Origin of the sequence: Chitinophaga nivalis (assembly GCF_025989125.1) — a bacterium.
GTDB classification, from domain to species: domain Bacteria; phylum Bacteroidota; class Bacteroidia; order Chitinophagales; family Chitinophagaceae; genus Chitinophaga; species Chitinophaga nivalis.
Map to the genome: position 1 here is coordinate 6,489,535 of NZ_JAPDNR010000001.1, position 15,325 is coordinate 6,504,859.

Sequence of the window (15,325 nt, forward strand, 5' to 3'; positions counted from 1 at the left end):
TGACGACAAATTATTGCAGGGCAGGATCACCGGTGTCTTTACGCAACATCCGCTGATATACCCAATAAAATACGATCGGAAAAATAAACAGGTTAAACAGGGTATCTGTAATCAACCCGCCTATCACCACCCGGGCCAGCGGCCGGGCTGTTTCCGAACCTATGCCCATACTGGTGGCCGCCGGCAACAAGCCGATAGCAGCCATCATCGCAGTCATAATCACCGGGCGTATGCGCGACTCCACCCCATCCCGGATGGCAGCTGCCAGGCTGAAATCAGGCTGCCTGTGCATCTGCTGGATATTGGTCTTGAACTTCGACAGCAGGATCACCCCATTCTGTACACAGATGCCAAACAAGGCAATAAAACCAATACCGGCAGAAATACTGAAATTGATATTGGTAAGCCACAGGGCAAAGATGCCGCCAATAATGGCAAACGGTACATTGTTCAATACCAGCAACGCATCTTTTATTTTACCAAACAAAATAAAGAGGATAAGGAAAATCAGGAGTAAACTGATAGGCACTACCTGCATCAATCTTTTGGTAGCCCGTTCCTGATTCTCGAAATCGCCCGCCCACTCCAGATTGTAGCCTTTAGGAATTTTCACCTCCGCATTTACTTTTTCCTGCGCTTCTGCAATCGTACTACCCAGATCGCGGCCCCGCACGGAAAATTTAATGGCGCCGTAACGCTGGTGTTTATCCCGGTAAATCATACTGGGTCCTATGATATGATCAATTTTCGCTATCTCTTTCAACGGAATCTTATTGCCACGGATCGTAGGAATCGTGAGATTGCCGATAGACACCTCATTTTCCCGGAAGCTGGCAGGATAACGGATACGGAGATCAAAGTTTTTCTCTCCTTCATAAATACGGGTCGCCGCCTTCCCACCAATCGCCATTTCTATCACAGAGTTGGCATCTTCGGTGGTCACGCCGTACAAGGCCATCTTTTGCTGATCGAGGTTAATGCGCAATTCCGGCTGGCCGATATTCCGGAGAATGCCCAGATCTTCTATCCCTTTTACCTGTTTCAGGATCTTCTCTATCTTTTCTTCCCTTTCTTCTATCACCTTAAAATCATCTCCGAATAATTTCACTACAATAGATCCTTTCACACCGGATACGGCTTCTTCCACATTGTCCATGATCGGCTGGGAAAAATTCAGGGCAATCCCCGGAATACCGTCCAGCTGTGCATCCATGCGCCGGATCAGGGCCTCCTTGCTGATACCGCTTTTCCATTCTTTCTGCGGATAGATGTCTACATGAAATTCAATATTATAAAAACCGGTAGCATCGGTACCATCATTGGGGCGGCCTGTTTGCGACATCACCTGTTTTACTTCCGGGAAGCGCAGCAGCTTTTTCCGCATATCGTTGGCTACTTTCACAGACTCGTCCAGAGAAGTGCTGAGGGGGCCCGTGGCGCGGATGTAAATAGCGCCTTCATTGAGTTGCGGCAAAAATTCTGTTCCCAGGAAACGGAAACAATATAACCCGAATACCAGTACGATCAGGGAAATACCAAATGCGATGCGGCGGTGCCGGAAACAATAGTTGAAAATACGGGTAGTCGTTCGGGTGATGAAATCCAGGAAAATATTCTTCTTTTCCCGTACATTTTTTTTCAGCAATACACTGGCCAGTGCCGGCACCAGGGTAAAGGTAAGAATGAGCGCGCCCAGTAAGGCAAAGCCCAGCGTCCAGGCCAGGGGTGAGAACATCTTCCCTTCTACTTTTTCAAAGGTAAAAATGGGGAGTAATCCTGTGATGATAATCAGTTTGGCAAAAAAGATACCCTTCCCGTTTTCCATACAGGCCTTGCGGATCATCCCCATTTTACTGAGCTTATTGAATCGCTCCATACCGGTTTCATGCGCCTTGCGGTCTAATACCACAAAGATGCCTTCCATCATCACCACGGCCCCATCAATGATAATCCCGAAGTCGATAGCCCCCATGGACAAGAGATTCGCACTCATGCCTTTCAGCTTCAGGCAAATAAAGGCAAACAGCAACGCCAGCGGAATCACAATGGAAACGATAATGGTAGTACGCCAATCGGCCATAAAGAGGAATACAATCACCGTCACAAAAATGATCCCTTCAATCATATTGTGCAACACCGTATGTGTAGAGAAATCGATCAGGTCTTCCCGGTTGTAGAAAGGTTTTATTTTCACGTCATCCGGTAAAATACGTGTATTCAGCTCCGTTATCTTTTCTTTGAGTGCCTGAATAACAGTCGCCGGATTTTCGCCCTTCCGCATCACCACAATGCCTTCCACCACATCATGATCGCGGTCGCGGCCCACCTGGCCCAGCCGGGGCAGTGCGGAGATGCTTACATCTGCCACATCCTTTACCAATATGGGGCTGCCATTGATATGATCTACAATAATGTTTTTGATTTCCTCTACATTATTCAGGATACCAATTCCCCGCACCACATAGGCCTGCGCATTTTTTACAATAACATCGCCCCCTACATTGATATTGCTTTTAGACAATGCCTGAAACATCTCCTGCGCAGTAATATCATACTGCACGGCTTTATCGGGATTAATGGTTACTTCATAGATTTTCACTTCTCCCCCGAAACTTACAATATCCGCTACGCCCGGCACCGCCAGCAGGTTACGCTCTATCACCCAGTCCTGCAGCGTTTTCAGTTCCTGCAACGATAATTTGTTGCTTTCCAGGGTATAGCGGTAAATCTCTCCCGTAGGACCATAAGGCGGTTGAATTTCAGGGTCTACCCCATCCGGCAGGCTGGCCGAAGAAATATTGTTGTTGATCTGCTGCCGGGCAAAAGTATCATCCACATCATCATCGAAGATGACTTTGATAACCGATAAACCAAATAAGGAAGAAGAGCGGATATGTGTTTTTTTCTGCGCCCGGTTCATGGCTATTTCAATGGGCCGCGTTACAAATTTCTCCACCTCTTCCGCACTGCGGCCCTGCCATTGGGTGATGATGGTCACCGAAGTATTGGTAACATCCGGAAAGGCATCTACCCCGATCTGTTTGAAGCTGATATATCCCGCAATAGCCATTACACCTGCTGCCAGGAAAATGAAGTATTTATTGCTTAAAGAAAAAGCCAGTATTTTTTTAATGAATCTGTTCATGGTTGTGGCCTTTGGGTTACTGCTGATCTTTCAGCGTTTCATAAATAAATACCTGCCGGGAAGCGATCACCTGGTCGCCTTCTTTCAGACCGGAAGATATAAAGGCCCGTCCTTCCACGGTTTTATCGATGCGGACTTCCCGGATAGCCACCCCTGTTTTTGAGGTATTGCGTACCAGTACATAATATTTATCATGGTCGAAGATGATACCCCTGTCGGGAATACTGACCAGGTTACTGTCGGTATGCCGGTGGGCTTTCACCCGTACAAACATTTCGGGTTTCAGCAGAAAGCCTGGATTCTGTACCACTACCCGGGCTTTCATCACTTTATTTTCCGGGTCCAGTACATTGTAGATCTTATCTATTTTTCCGGAGAAGACTTTATCGGGATAGGATAACGTAGTCATCCTGACCTGGTCTCCTTCGCGGATGCTGGCTATATCCGATTCAAATACGTTGATCATGGCCCATACATCATTCAGGTCTGCCACCACAAAAATGGGATCTGAATTATCCGGGCGCCACTGCATGCTCTCCGCTGCTTTTTTGCTGATAATAAATCCCGGTACCGGCGCTTTCACCAGGTAGTTGCTCATATGTGCGCCCCCATTGATTTCCAGCACGGCCTGCGATTTATTATGTGCGGCCACGGCTTTATCGTAGTTGCTTTTTGCCTCTTCATATTCCCGTTGTGAACTCAGGCCACTCTGGTAAAAGGACGCTGCCACATCCATATTGCGTTTAGCAGTCTGCATATCGTTGACGCTTATACGCTGATCGGCCGTATAGCCTGCCATTTCTGGGCTTTTCAGCACCGCCAGTACCTGTCCTTTTTGCACGAAATCGCCGGAATGCACCTTTACATCGGTGACAATACCACTCACCATCGGAAAAATACGGGCTGTTTTATCTTCGTTTTCCGTGATTTTACCGGTGAGCGATACTTCATTATCTATAGGTCTCGCGGTGGCGGTATCCACCACCAGCGTACGCAGCAGGGAATCGGACAGCGCCCAGTTATGTGGCTGTTCCGGCGTTACTGCGCTGCCACAGCCCGTGAGGATACTCACCATGGATATAATAACAGTTGCAGGTATATAATACTTTATAAGATGTTGCATGAGCAGGAATAATTTTATCAGGGATGAAAAATGAGCGCACCGGTGCTGTAGTTGAGTGATTCCAGCGCGTGTAAACGGTTGTACCGGAGTTCATTCATTTTAAGTACGTTATTGCGGTAAGCATCGTACAGATCAATAAATTCCAGTAGTCCGATATTGTGCAGGCGATAGTTCTTTTCTACCTCGCCCATGATTTTGCTGTAGTCGTTTTCAAAGGACGGATCAAATTCCTGCAGCAACTTTTCTGTTTTCGTGGCCTGCTGCAAGCTGTTCATGACCTCCTGCGCCAGCGCATCTTCTGTACCGGTTAATTGTAATTTGCTCCCTTCCAGCGTGGCTCGTGCCGTTTTGATATTACCCTGATTACGATTGAAAACAGGCAACGGCATAGAGATATTCAGACCATTATAGTTACGTTCAAAGTTGCCTTGCTTATCAAAGGAAAAACCTACTTGCAGATCCGGTACCGCCATCGCCTGTTGCAGTTTTAGGTTCAGCTGATTGTAGTGTACATTTTCCAGGGCTATTTTTAAATCATACCGGTTGGCCCGGGCCGTATCCAGCAGCGTCTGAAAGGTATATTGTGATAGCGCCGGCCGGCCGGTGGCGGTATCCGGTAAACGGGGCAGCAGGATGGTAGTAGGTGGTACCCGTATCAGCAGGGCCAGTTCCGACATAGCCTCCTGCACTTCCTGCTGTAGCGCCAGTTCGTCGTGCTGCAGGTCATACAACAGGGATTTGATACGCAGTATTTCTTTCGGGGCAATGTTACCCATTGCCTGCTGTTTGGTAAATGCCTGCACAATCTGTTGCAGAAAAGCGATCTGGCTGCCAAAGGTTTTTAATGACTGTTGTTTGTAATACAGTTCATAGAAATTATCGTACAGGGAAAACCGCAGGGTGCGCAGCAGGTCGTAATACTGGTATTCGCTCATCTTCACACCGCTGCCGGCCAGCTTCATCGCCTTGTTGCGTTTACCCGCCAGTTTAAACAGCTGGGTGGCCTGGAGGGCATTCTGTCCATCGTAGGAAAAGTCGAACCACTTCCGGTTGGAGTGGTTGTACAATACATTTTCGAAGGTGACCTGGGGGTTTTCGTACAGCCGTGCGGTAATGACAGCAGCTTTGGCGGAGTCAATGTTAAACCGTTGGGAAAGTAAGGGAATGTTTTGCTGCAGGAGCCTTTGTTCTGCTTCGGGTAAGGTAATCCGTAAGGAGTCCGTTATCTGTGCGTTTGCCGTTATGCAGCATAAAACGGCAAACAATACAGGAAAGGCGTGTAAAGCTAGTCTGATCGTCATAGCACTTTGTTTTCGGTTGCAAAGATGGCGACAGGCTATTAGCTACTAATTAGAATGAAGTTAAAACAAAATTAGATTTTATGTTCAGCTGCAAAAAAAATGTTAAAGGTGGTTCCCACTCCCAATACACTGCTGGCAGTAACCGAAGCATGGTGCAGCTGCAGTATTTTTTGGGTCATCGACAGGCCGATGCCATATCCCTGAAAAGCATGCGCGTTACCGGCACGGTAAAGCGGTAAGAATATTTTATCCAGGTCGGCTGCCGCAATACCAATACCATGGTCTGTTACAGCGAGTACCATCCCGGTGGGTTGCCAGGTAAGACAACAACTAACGGGTTGGTTATACGAAAACTTAAACGCATTTCTCACGATATTCTGCAGCGCCAGCATCAGTAAGGAACGGTTTCCTCTTATCTGTAATTGTGCGGCGTCTTCCGGCATATCCTGCAGCTGTACCTGTACCTGCAGCGGAGGTTCTTTCTGCTGCCAGTGTTCCTGGATTTCCCATAGCATTTCGTCCAGCCGGATATTTTCGGTATTCGCGTCCGTGAGAATAACGTCTACCCGTGTCAGCTGCAACAGGCCATCCGTGATGATTTTCAGTTTCTCCGACTCGTCGAGTACCGTCTGCAAAGTAGTGATGTAATCTTCTTTTGAACGGTCGTTTTGCAGCGTGACTTCTATTTCGCCGATAATGGTGGTCAGGGGCGTACGCAGTTCATGCGAGGCATTGGATACAAAAGATTTTTGCATATCGAAAGCCTGTTCCATGTGTTGCAGCAGCGCATTGAAATTGGTGGCCAGTTCACTGATTTCATCCTGATTACGGCCTTCCTGCACACGCAGATGCAGGTTATTGAAACGGATATCCTTTACTTCCCGGTTAATCCGCTGTATCGGCTGCAAGGCCCGGACCGCATACCACTGTCCCATCAGGAATGTGACCAGCAATGCCAGGCAGAACATGGTAATCAGTATCCACATCAGGTATTGCAACTGCTGTACCCCGGCTTTATTACGCGCGGTTACAATCACCACAAAATCGCCCTGGTTATCTTTATAATACATACCCAGACCCGCCTTATCTCCAAAGGTAAACCGGTGAAACTCTTCCCGGCGGATGGTTTCCAGCAGGGCGGGCGGCCAGTTGTATTTAATTTTCTCCAGAAAAACAGGCTGGTTATCCTGGTTATAGATATTACTGGATTCTCCCGGAATCCGTTCGCGGTAGCTCTTTTCTATTTCCAGGAACTTCTTTTTAGTCACCTCGTCTTTTTCGAGATACATCTGTGCGGTCACCAGGGCACGCATCTGCAGCAGTTTATAAAAACTGTTTTTTATATACTGGGCAGATAACAGGTATATCAGTACGAAAACAATCGTCAGTAAGATACCTGATATCAGGGTAAACTGCAGTGATAAACGATGCCTGATTTTCATGATGACGTGCTGTTTGCCAGCTGCTGTGGCAAACAATTTTATAGGATGTTTGGTTTAGAGGTGCAATAGCGGCTATCAGGATTTCAGTTTCATTACATAGCCCATGCCGACTACGGTATGTAACAGTTTTTCTCCATTAAACCCTTTTTCAATTTTATTACGGAGATAATTCACGTATACATCGATGGTATTGGTGCCCGTATCAAATTCCAGGCCCCATACCGCTTCTGCGATGAGGGCACGGGATAATACCTTGCCGGTATTTTTCAGGAACAGCTCCAGCAGGGCATATTCTTTAGCTGTGAGAATGATTTCCTGTTCTTCGCGGCGGGCCGTTTTGGTATTGGTATCCAGCTGCAGGTCTGCAAAAGTAAGGACCGCTTTTTCCGGACGGAAGTTGTTCTTCCGCCGGGATAATGCATTTACCCGCGCTACCAGCTCGGAGAAATGAAATGGTTTGGCGAGGTAATCATCTGCCCCGGCATTTAATCCGTCTACGATATCATGGGTGGCATTCAGGGCCGTCAGCATTAGCAGCGGCGTCTGTACCTCATGGGCGCGCAGATTTTTACAGATAGTGATGCCATTCAAACCAGGTAGCATAATATCCAATATGATCAGATCATAATCCTGTTCCAGTCCCATCTGCTGACCGGTCACCCCGTCGGTGGCGGTTTCCACCTGATGATGATGTTCCTCCAGGCCTCTTTTTATAAAGGCCACCACTTTGGATTCGTCTTCAATAACCAATATTTTCATGTCCCTTGTATTATTGCAATAACCGTTGCAAAAGTAGTATTGTTTCAGCGGGCCGTCATTAAAGCGGCATTAAAATCAGTTAAAAGCCATTAATCCTGTAAACATTTTATCAATATCAATTAGCTTTGCTGCAACCTAAACCGTTTGCTATAATATGGATTTACCTATCTTAAGTACAGGAGAGTTGATACTGCGCCCCATGGAGGAAAGAGATACTGCCAGCCTGTTCCGGCATTTCTCGGATGAAAATGTAACCCGGTTTATGGACATCGATGTATTTACCAATATCAGTGATGCTGTGCAGATGATCAACTATTTTAAAGAAAGACTGGAACGTGGAGAAGGCATGCGCTGGGCGATCACCTTGGCCGGGCAGGACGAACTGATAGGTACCTGTGGTTTTCACAACTGCAATAAAACTCACTTCAAGGCAGAAATAGGCTACGACCTGCAGCCGCATTACTGGGGTAATGGTATCATGACCGCCGCCGTGAGCGCGATGCTGGACTATGGCTACGAAACGTTACAATATAACCGCATCGAGGCCTTTGTGGATCCCATCAACACGTCTTCTTCCAAACTGCTGACCAAACTGGGTTTTAGCTATGAAGGAATGCTGCGGGATGCTTTCTTTGAAAAGGGAAAGTTTGTGGATGCCGAATTATACAGCCGTTTACGCCGTGACCACACAAGAGAAAATATCAACTGACCTCACCGATAAACAGGATTATGGATTTACAGTTCAGACATGCCGGCATCGAAGATCTACCCAGGATAGTAGCCATTTACAACAGCACTATAGCAGGAAGAATGGTGACGGCAGACACGGAGCCGGTAACGGTAGAAAGCCGGTTACCCTGGTTTCACGCACATACCCCGCATCACCGGCCTTTATGGATGATAGACAATGCCGGCGAAAATGCGGGCTGGATGAGTTTTCAATCCTTCTATGGCCGGCCGGCTTATAATGCCACGGTGGAAGTCAGTATTTATCTCGCGGAAAGCGCCCGCGGCAAAGGGTATGGCAAACAAATCCTGGAATATGCCATTGGCGTATGTCCGCAATATGATATCCATACGTTGCTGGGATTTATCTTTGCACATAACCTGCCCAGTCTGAAACTCTTCGGGCAAATGGGCTTTCAGGAATGGGCACATTTACCGGATATTGCGGTACTGGATGGCGTGAACAGCAGCCTGAAAATTCTTGGGCGCCGGGTATAAAAGTTATCTTTTCCCAACTGCTAAAACAGTTATATGTGGTGGTTATATGCTTTACTCTCAGCAGGATTCGCCGCACTGACGGCCATTTTTGCCAAAATCGGGATGGCCGATATTCCTTCCAACCTCGCTACTGCGATCCGGACAGTTATTATACTCATCATGGTGTGGACGATTGTATTGGTGAAGGGGGAATATAAAGGGGTGGGGCAGATTTCCCGGCAGGGTTTATTGATGCTGGCGTTATCCGGTGTGGCGACCGGTTGTTCCTGGCTCTTTTATTTCCGGGCATTACAGGTGGGAAAAGTATCACAGGTGGCACCGGTAGATAAACTCAGTATTGCCTTAACCATTGTGTTATCGGCCATCTTCCTGCATGAAGCCATTACCTGGAAAACTGCTATCGGCGCTTTGCTGATTTTGTCGGGTACCCTCGTACTTATACTGAAGTAAAATATACTAAATAGAACCGGGAGGAGCAGCTACCTGTATGACAAGTAGTTACTCCTCCCGGCTGATATAATAGATAATTAAGGTCGTTCGATTTTGTATACACAACGGCGGGCGCCATTAATAATATGATCCATACGGGTCACCTGCATGGTTTCTCCCAGAATACTGATGAAGGTATTCATTTCGGAGGTACAGATATTATCGCATTGGGTGGCGGCGCAACAGATCGGGCAATGGTTCTCAATAAACAAAAACGTATCGCCTTCCTGTCTCCATTCGGCCAGGTATCCTTCTTCTGTTCTCATGGCGGCGAAAGAAGTCAGTCTGTTTTCCAGACCGGTAACGCCTGCCAGTGCCTGCTGGTATTTTTCCTGCTGCTTTTTTTCCCGGGCAATGATGACATTATCCAGGGCTTCCTGTCCCAGTACCGTTTTAATGGTTTGGATGATTTGCAGGGTGAGTTCGGTATGTGTATCCGGAAACCGGGCGTTGCCCAGTTGGGTAAGACTCCATATTAATACGGGGCGCCCTACTCCTCTGGTAGTGCTTTCTGACTGGATCAGTCCTTCTTCAGAAAGCTTTAACAGTTGCAAGCGGGCTCCTTCGCTGGTAATACCCAACTCACTGGCCAGTTCGGCAGCAGACAGCGGACCTTTGGTCTTGAGCAAAGTCAAAAACCTGTCGGCGGCATTTTTGGTTCGTGTTGGATAATTTTCCAAGTTATTACTTGTTTTATTTCAAATGTCGGATTTTTGATAGTAATAACCAAAAATAGCTTTGAGAGCGGATTTCCGGAGCAGCAATGATATAGGATACCCTTTACGTTGTCTGCAGGCGTTCTCCTTACTAAATAGGTTGAGAATGAAGGGACTATTTGCGGTAAGTAATCATAATGTACGTTTTATTAAATATTCATTACCGGATGAGCCGGGCTGACAGTATGCCCCGACCCTATTATAATATTACAAGTATGCGTTGGGACTGCATGTCCGTTTTTCTGCTATTTACTACCTGTCACGAGTGGTATCTGGCCTTTTCCCAAGGGATATTCCAATAAGAGCAGCTTATCCAATGAAGTGTTATAAATGATGTTTCAACTTACCCATTTGCGCATAAATGAGCTGATTTTACCCCTAAAAGGTGGAATTATAAGCAGATATATATAATTTTACACTGTTTTCCCTTATCCCGGTCGCGGAAGAAGATTTGCCTATTTGCCGCGATTCTCAGGAATTTTCCAAGTTATTACTTGTTTTATTCTCAAATATCGTAATTTTGGCTTCATTCTCCAAACTTCACTACTGTCTGCGTTCTAATCTCTTTTTTGCTTTTTTATGTCTGTTTTTATGTCTATTTATTGCGAACATAACAGTCCAAATATAGTAACTTTCAGGGTATCCTATATTGATATTGTTGGTAGCCCAGTAAATGTTAATAGAGAAAGAAAAATACCTGATCAGTGAATGTGGGGATCTACTGATCAGGTAATAGATATTACCCCACTCTATGAACCTAAAATATCCCTCACACTCGGAATGCTGCATTTAAATTCAATATCTGGCTGTGTAACGATTGGCTTTAAATAGTTATTCAAATCATCTTGTATGGCCTTATAAATTTTTGATGACAATTCTAAAGACAATGGGGTCCTGCAGCGGTAGTCGAAATAAACCTCGTCCTTACCATTTGTTTTTCGAATTGACATTCTAAAGGGGAGCCCTAAGGCATTTATCGTTGGGGAGTCGTCAACAGTGAAGTAGGTGGAATCTTTTGTACCTCCAGTGGACTGGTAGATACCCAGCCGGTGTGCACGGCCCTGGTGTTCAATTTCAATTCTAAAAAACCTTTGCATGCTTTACATATTTACGATAAACAATAAAGCATTGGGTGAGCTGCAGCACAAAACTACATATCGTCCTGGTTAATCATGATAAGATTAACCAGACAATAACAATTACTTACTGATAGACCAAACAGTCCCAACAAAATATGTGCATTTATAATGGATTCTCTGGTAAAAAGTCTCTTGGGGAGCATTCTAGTACCTTCGCTAGTTCATTCAACATACGTATAGTATAATGTTTACCTTGTTTATGGCTTTCATGGGAACCAATATATCCATTGGCTTTATTAACCAAAAAGCTAAGATGAGCCTGCGAATACCCTACTTCTATACGCCTCTCCCGAACCCTTTCTATGATGTATTTATCTATTTCTGCTATTGCCATGCCTTCGTTTTTGAAGGCAATGACCAACACGAATGAAAAATAAAAAACTGCCTATAGGGATTTTTTTATATCATATTTTGTATTTTAGTGCCTCTAACAATAGCAAACATATACACAATGCGTTGATTATTAACATTTTGCGTAAATATGTAGATAAAAGGAGAAATTAATATTACTTTTGCGCTCCTAAAATACTGGTAGCTGCTTCTGTAATCTCACCTGGGAACCTAGGAAATTCAAACAGGGATGGGATGAAAAGGAGGAGGCTCACGTCTAAAGCGTGGGCTCTTCTTTGTATGTCCCACGCCCTCCTAGGGGTCCCAGGCAGCAAAGTTGAGTTCCGCGCTTTTTTATTATGCCGGGACTATCCTCAAATTACCCGGTTTATGAAAAATACCAGCTTTCTACCCGATCATGTGCACAAAAATATTTTTGATAAGCTCCCAGCGATTCCGGAAGCATACACCCCGGATGAGAGAAAGGCACTTGAAATTAATGCACAAAAAATTGCTTCCCGTTACTTTAAAGGTGCTGACGATACTGCCACATGTGCTGTTGTCATAACCGATGGTGTGTACAAAATATATGCACATACTGGCGAATGTGCTGCTGGGGCGACATATAAAGGATACAACTATACTTCAAAAAAAGATTAATAACTCCTTTTTCAAGATCGGTCCCCAGTGGCTATTCCTGGCCTGCCGGGCTTTTTATGATTTTATTGGTTCTTTTTTACTAAGGGATTTTAGATATACATCCCCCAGTACCACTCTTGGTAAAGGGGCACTTAATAAAAAAGCCTTGTGTATTCACAAGGCTAAATAAGTTCAGACCAATTTATTTCTACATCAAGATCCTCTCCGTTTTCAATTATTTGATAGTGTTCAGTCCGAGAGAACTCTCCAGTGTATATTTTCCCGTTCACTTTTGCAGCTCCCTTCCATCCTCCACCAGGGAGAATGGTTACAAACTCAATTATTTCAACATCAATATTCAGTATGGTTAGATTTTCCATATTTGATGTTTTTACAAAATTACTCATTTTTGGGGCATAAAAAAGCCACCCCTTAAAAGAGGCGGCGCTGCAACTGTCACTCATCGAAGATTGAATTTACTTCACTCTTCGATAATGTAGCTGTTCATTTTATTCAGGGAATAATGTAACTGCTTGTGTATAGATGGACAGAAATGGTTTTACTTCCATTGTGTAATTGGGCTGGTAACCGGAATTACCAGTAACCCACTCTCTTTTATAGGCGATACAAAGATCAGTGGGCGTACGTACATCCATCTCCGTGATGTGACTGGTATGGCCGCCTACATATAGCCCCCGGCGCTGACTATTTCGGAGTGTGAAGCGTAGACTGTCCTGCCAACTGTTAAATCCAACAAACCGACGAAGCTTGCCGGTACCGTTCTCCTTTTTTTCTGATGTGGCTACAATCAGGTCATCGTATACGGCTGGCCACCTGGCACCATCTGCCTGGATACCGGCGTAATTGTTATTTACCCCTGATTTCCCATTGCCCGATTCTATACGAAAAAAACAATAGGCCGCACGTTTAACGGCAACAGGGAAGTCTACTGCTTTAAGAAATGAGACCACGGCGCCCATTTCAACGGCTGTTTTCATATATGGTACTACTGGCAATTCTGGATATGCATTTTTCATCGTTTAAGCTTTAGAATTAACCATAGGAGAAATGCTATCACCACCACTCCCTGAATAATGAATAATTTTGTAATTAACTTCTGTTGTTCTTCAATGCGCTGCTTTTGCCCAGCGTTAATAGCTTGCAGTTGCCGGATTTGCTCCAGCTCCGCTTTGCTGACTACTTGGTATGGCACTGGCACACTGTCCGGGCGTGGCGGCCGGTAACTTCGTCGCAAACTGTCCAATGCGGTTGTCAACCGGACTACCTGCCAGTTATAGCTGGCAACCAAGTCGGCGCATCGCCGGCTAATGCTATCCTCCGCGTATTTATGAGCCTTAGCAAATTCTGTTTGCAGGCTATCGCCATATTGTTTCAAGCTATCCAGGGTGCCAGTATAATCCACATTGTGCGCCCGTATGAATACCGGTATCTTGCCAGCACTATCCGGTAAACACGGGAAATACTGGGCGGAGAGATCCGCGAAATCATTGGGATTCCGCGCGAACATATCCCGCGCTCCCCGCAGGCTGATACACCCGGAGAACATCAGCAATACCATCGAAAAAAGAAAAAGGTATAGAGCATACCAGCCTATGGCATCACCAATACTCATACTCGTATTTAGGATCTTCTTCATTTTTTATCCTGTTTGCTTTGCAGAAGTATCAGGATTTCCCCCTGCGATTTTATAATTTCATCCTGCTTTCTATTCACCTCCTTCATGTCCAACCTGTAATCAGCAACAAATCCTATTTTCCAAACCTCCAGTGCTCCTACACGAGATTCGGTGCGAGCGACCATCGCGCCGGTATTGAAAATGAGGGTGCCAACAGCTATAATAAAAGCTGCCGCTGCTGCAAGTAGTTGCCACACTTTAACCTGTGCGTTCATCTCTTTCGAATTTGGGTTAATAAAACTTTACCGGCGGCCAGAAGGACAATAGCTGCCTGGATAATAACTACCACATCAGAACCGCGCCGGAAGAGCATGTAGTGCGGGATATCAATAACCTGGTTAACCAGTAGTGATGACAGTAGAAGCATTACATCCTTGTCCTTTTTCAGGTTACTACCCATATACAGCCAGCAGGCGAAGAACACCATGGCATACGACAGGTACCCGAAAACATGATAGAAATACCATTGTGCACTATCCCATAATTCCGGTGAAGCAAACCAACGGATGATCACCTCATCCCCAGCCCATAGCCTATGAAGACAGGTAATGGGCCAGGATAAGGCGAGTAATATCAGTATTACGCCCTTCCTATTCATTTTTTCCCGGAGGCGGATTTTTAACTGGTGGTGGCACCGTACCGCCAGGGCCATCAAAAGCCTGCGGATCTTTTTTGGGCAGTAAGCTCACACCAAATGCACCAGCCAAGGCTGTAATGACAGATGTAATAACAGACTCGTATGGCAGTAACCAGGGAAACAATCCATTCGAAAGGAGTATTTGCAACACTCCCAATGATCCGGCCAACACTCCAATAATCCACTGCAACCTCTTGAAGAAAACCGGGCTCTCAGTCCGGAGTCTTTCGATTAATTCTTTCATACCTCTTTATTTTTCAGTTATAAAAACTCGCGCGGGATGATTGGCAACCGGATTGTACTCCGGCAACAGCCCAAGTAGGCTGGCTATTTGCTCCACCTTGATGGTAAACCCGGTAACCGTTGAATCAACAATACGCCATGATTGCAGGCCGGATGTGGTGATAACCTGCGGTTTAATGCATGGCACCTGGCTGTAGGCAACTGGATAGATAACGGTATACTCACCATTGACATCTGTGTTACCAGAGTACACCACACCCGGCACTTCTGCGGCTGCCGGCATGCGTTCCCATCTACCTGGCTGCAGCACATCTATATGATTTGGTTTGATTACTGTATATCCGTCATCAACCAGCATAGAAGATGCGACAAAAACGTAAGGGCAAATTGGTTCGTCATATGCAACTGCCCCCTACCTAATACTATAAGGGTAACCCCATTG

General features: G+C 45.7%; 18 protein-coding genes. 4 read left to right on the plus strand and 14 right to left on the minus strand.

The window, feature by feature from the left end; all coding sequences use genetic code 11:
* Nucleotides 1-10: 10 nt before the first annotated feature.
* The 5 genes from OL444_RS23705 to OL444_RS23725 all read right to left on the minus strand — a co-directional run bounded on the left by OL444_RS23705 (nucleotide 11) and on the right by OL444_RS23725 (nucleotide 7,770).
* Entirely contained in the window at nucleotides 11-3,145 is a 3,135-nt protein-coding gene (locus OL444_RS23705) for an efflux RND transporter permease subunit (protein ID WP_264729354.1), read from the minus strand.
* 16 nt (nucleotides 3,146-3,161) lie between these two features.
* Complete coding sequence (locus tag OL444_RS23710) at nucleotides 3,162-4,268, minus strand: efflux RND transporter periplasmic adaptor subunit (RefSeq protein WP_264729353.1); 1,107 nt, start codon at nucleotides 4,266-4,268, stop codon at nucleotides 3,162-3,164.
* 17 nt (nucleotides 4,269-4,285) lie between these two features.
* On the minus strand, nucleotides 4,286-5,569 hold the full coding sequence (locus OL444_RS23715; protein WP_264729352.1) for a TolC family protein: 1,284 nt from the start codon (nucleotides 5,567-5,569) through the stop codon (nucleotides 4,286-4,288).
* 71 nt (nucleotides 5,570-5,640) lie between these two features.
* The gene (locus OL444_RS23720; RefSeq protein WP_264729351.1) at nucleotides 5,641-7,011 is read right to left on the minus strand and encodes a sensor histidine kinase; all 1,371 of its coding nucleotides are present in this window, start codon (nucleotides 7,009-7,011) and stop codon (nucleotides 5,641-5,643) included.
* 75 nt (nucleotides 7,012-7,086) lie between these two features.
* Nucleotides 7,087-7,770 (minus strand): response regulator transcription factor, encoded by a 684-nt coding sequence (locus OL444_RS23725; RefSeq protein WP_264729350.1) that lies wholly within the window; start codon nucleotides 7,768-7,770, stop codon nucleotides 7,087-7,089.
* A 154-nt stretch (nucleotides 7,771-7,924) separates the two neighbouring features.
* On the opposite strand from OL444_RS23725, the gene OL444_RS23730 reads away from it, so the two are divergent.
* From OL444_RS23730 to OL444_RS23740, 3 genes are read left to right on the plus strand one after another with little or no spacing between them, the layout of a single operon-like run.
* Nucleotides 7,925-8,479, plus strand: a complete 555-nt coding sequence (locus OL444_RS23730) for a GNAT family N-acetyltransferase (protein ID WP_264729349.1) — start codon at nucleotides 7,925-7,927, stop codon at nucleotides 8,477-8,479.
* A gap of 20 nt (nucleotides 8,480-8,499) precedes the next feature.
* Complete coding sequence (locus OL444_RS23735; protein WP_264729348.1) at nucleotides 8,500-8,994, plus strand: GNAT family N-acetyltransferase; 495 nt, start codon at nucleotides 8,500-8,502, stop codon at nucleotides 8,992-8,994.
* A gap of 33 nt (nucleotides 8,995-9,027) precedes the next feature.
* A complete protein-coding gene (locus OL444_RS23740; protein ID WP_264729347.1) occupies nucleotides 9,028-9,444 on the plus strand; it encodes an EamA family transporter in 417 nt (138 codons plus the stop codon).
* A 77-nt stretch (nucleotides 9,445-9,521) separates the two neighbouring features.
* On the opposite strand, the gene OL444_RS23745 is transcribed toward OL444_RS23740, so the two are convergent.
* Both OL444_RS23745 and OL444_RS23750 read right to left on the minus strand, forming a co-directional pair.
* Entirely contained in the window at nucleotides 9,522-10,163 is a 642-nt protein-coding gene (locus tag OL444_RS23745; protein ID WP_264729346.1) for a helix-turn-helix transcriptional regulator, read from the minus strand.
* A 785-nt stretch (nucleotides 10,164-10,948) separates the two neighbouring features.
* On the minus strand, nucleotides 10,949-11,296 hold the full coding sequence (locus tag OL444_RS23750) for a hypothetical protein (RefSeq protein WP_264729345.1): 348 nt from the start codon (nucleotides 11,294-11,296) through the stop codon (nucleotides 10,949-10,951).
* 762 nt (nucleotides 11,297-12,058) lie between these two features.
* Here OL444_RS23750 and OL444_RS23755 point away from each other — a divergent pair.
* Nucleotides 12,059-12,328 (plus strand): hypothetical protein, encoded by a 270-nt coding sequence (locus tag OL444_RS23755; protein ID WP_264729344.1) that lies wholly within the window; start codon nucleotides 12,059-12,061, stop codon nucleotides 12,326-12,328.
* Nucleotides 12,329-12,489: 161 nt separating this feature from the next.
* Here the strand turns inward: OL444_RS23755 and OL444_RS23760 are convergent, their stop codons facing one another.
* The 7 genes from OL444_RS23760 to OL444_RS23790 form a co-directional block, all read right to left on the minus strand.
* Complete coding sequence (locus OL444_RS23760; RefSeq protein WP_264729343.1) at nucleotides 12,490-12,687, minus strand: hypothetical protein; 198 nt, start codon at nucleotides 12,685-12,687, stop codon at nucleotides 12,490-12,492.
* A 129-nt stretch (nucleotides 12,688-12,816) separates the two neighbouring features.
* Nucleotides 12,817-13,344: a glucosaminidase domain-containing protein gene (locus OL444_RS23765; protein WP_264729342.1), complete on the minus strand. Its 528-nt coding sequence runs from the start codon at nucleotides 13,342-13,344 to the stop codon at nucleotides 12,817-12,819.
* Nucleotides 13,341-13,964 carry a hypothetical protein gene (locus OL444_RS23770; protein ID WP_264729341.1) on the minus strand — a complete coding sequence of 208 codons (624 nt, stop codon included), beginning with the start codon at nucleotides 13,962-13,964 and terminating at the stop codon, nucleotides 13,341-13,343. Before OL444_RS23770 ends, OL444_RS23765 begins: the two co-directional genes overlap by 4 nt.
* A complete protein-coding gene (locus OL444_RS23775) occupies nucleotides 13,961-14,218 on the minus strand; it encodes a hypothetical protein (protein WP_264729340.1) in 258 nt (85 codons plus the stop codon). Before OL444_RS23775 ends, OL444_RS23770 begins: the two co-directional genes overlap by 4 nt.
* A complete protein-coding gene (locus tag OL444_RS23780) occupies nucleotides 14,215-14,601 on the minus strand; it encodes a hypothetical protein (RefSeq protein ID WP_264729339.1) in 387 nt (128 codons plus the stop codon). The genes OL444_RS23775 and OL444_RS23780 overlap by 4 nt, the downstream gene beginning before the upstream one ends.
* Nucleotides 14,594-14,884, minus strand: coding sequence for a hypothetical protein (locus OL444_RS23785; protein ID WP_264729338.1), 291 nt, complete (start codon nucleotides 14,882-14,884; stop codon nucleotides 14,594-14,596). Before OL444_RS23785 ends, OL444_RS23780 begins: the two co-directional genes overlap by 8 nt.
* Nucleotides 14,885-14,890: 6 nt before the next feature.
* On the minus strand, nucleotides 14,891-15,241 hold the full coding sequence (locus tag OL444_RS23790; protein WP_264729337.1) for a hypothetical protein: 351 nt from the start codon (nucleotides 15,239-15,241) through the stop codon (nucleotides 14,891-14,893).
* Nucleotides 15,242-15,325 lie beyond the last annotated feature (84 nt).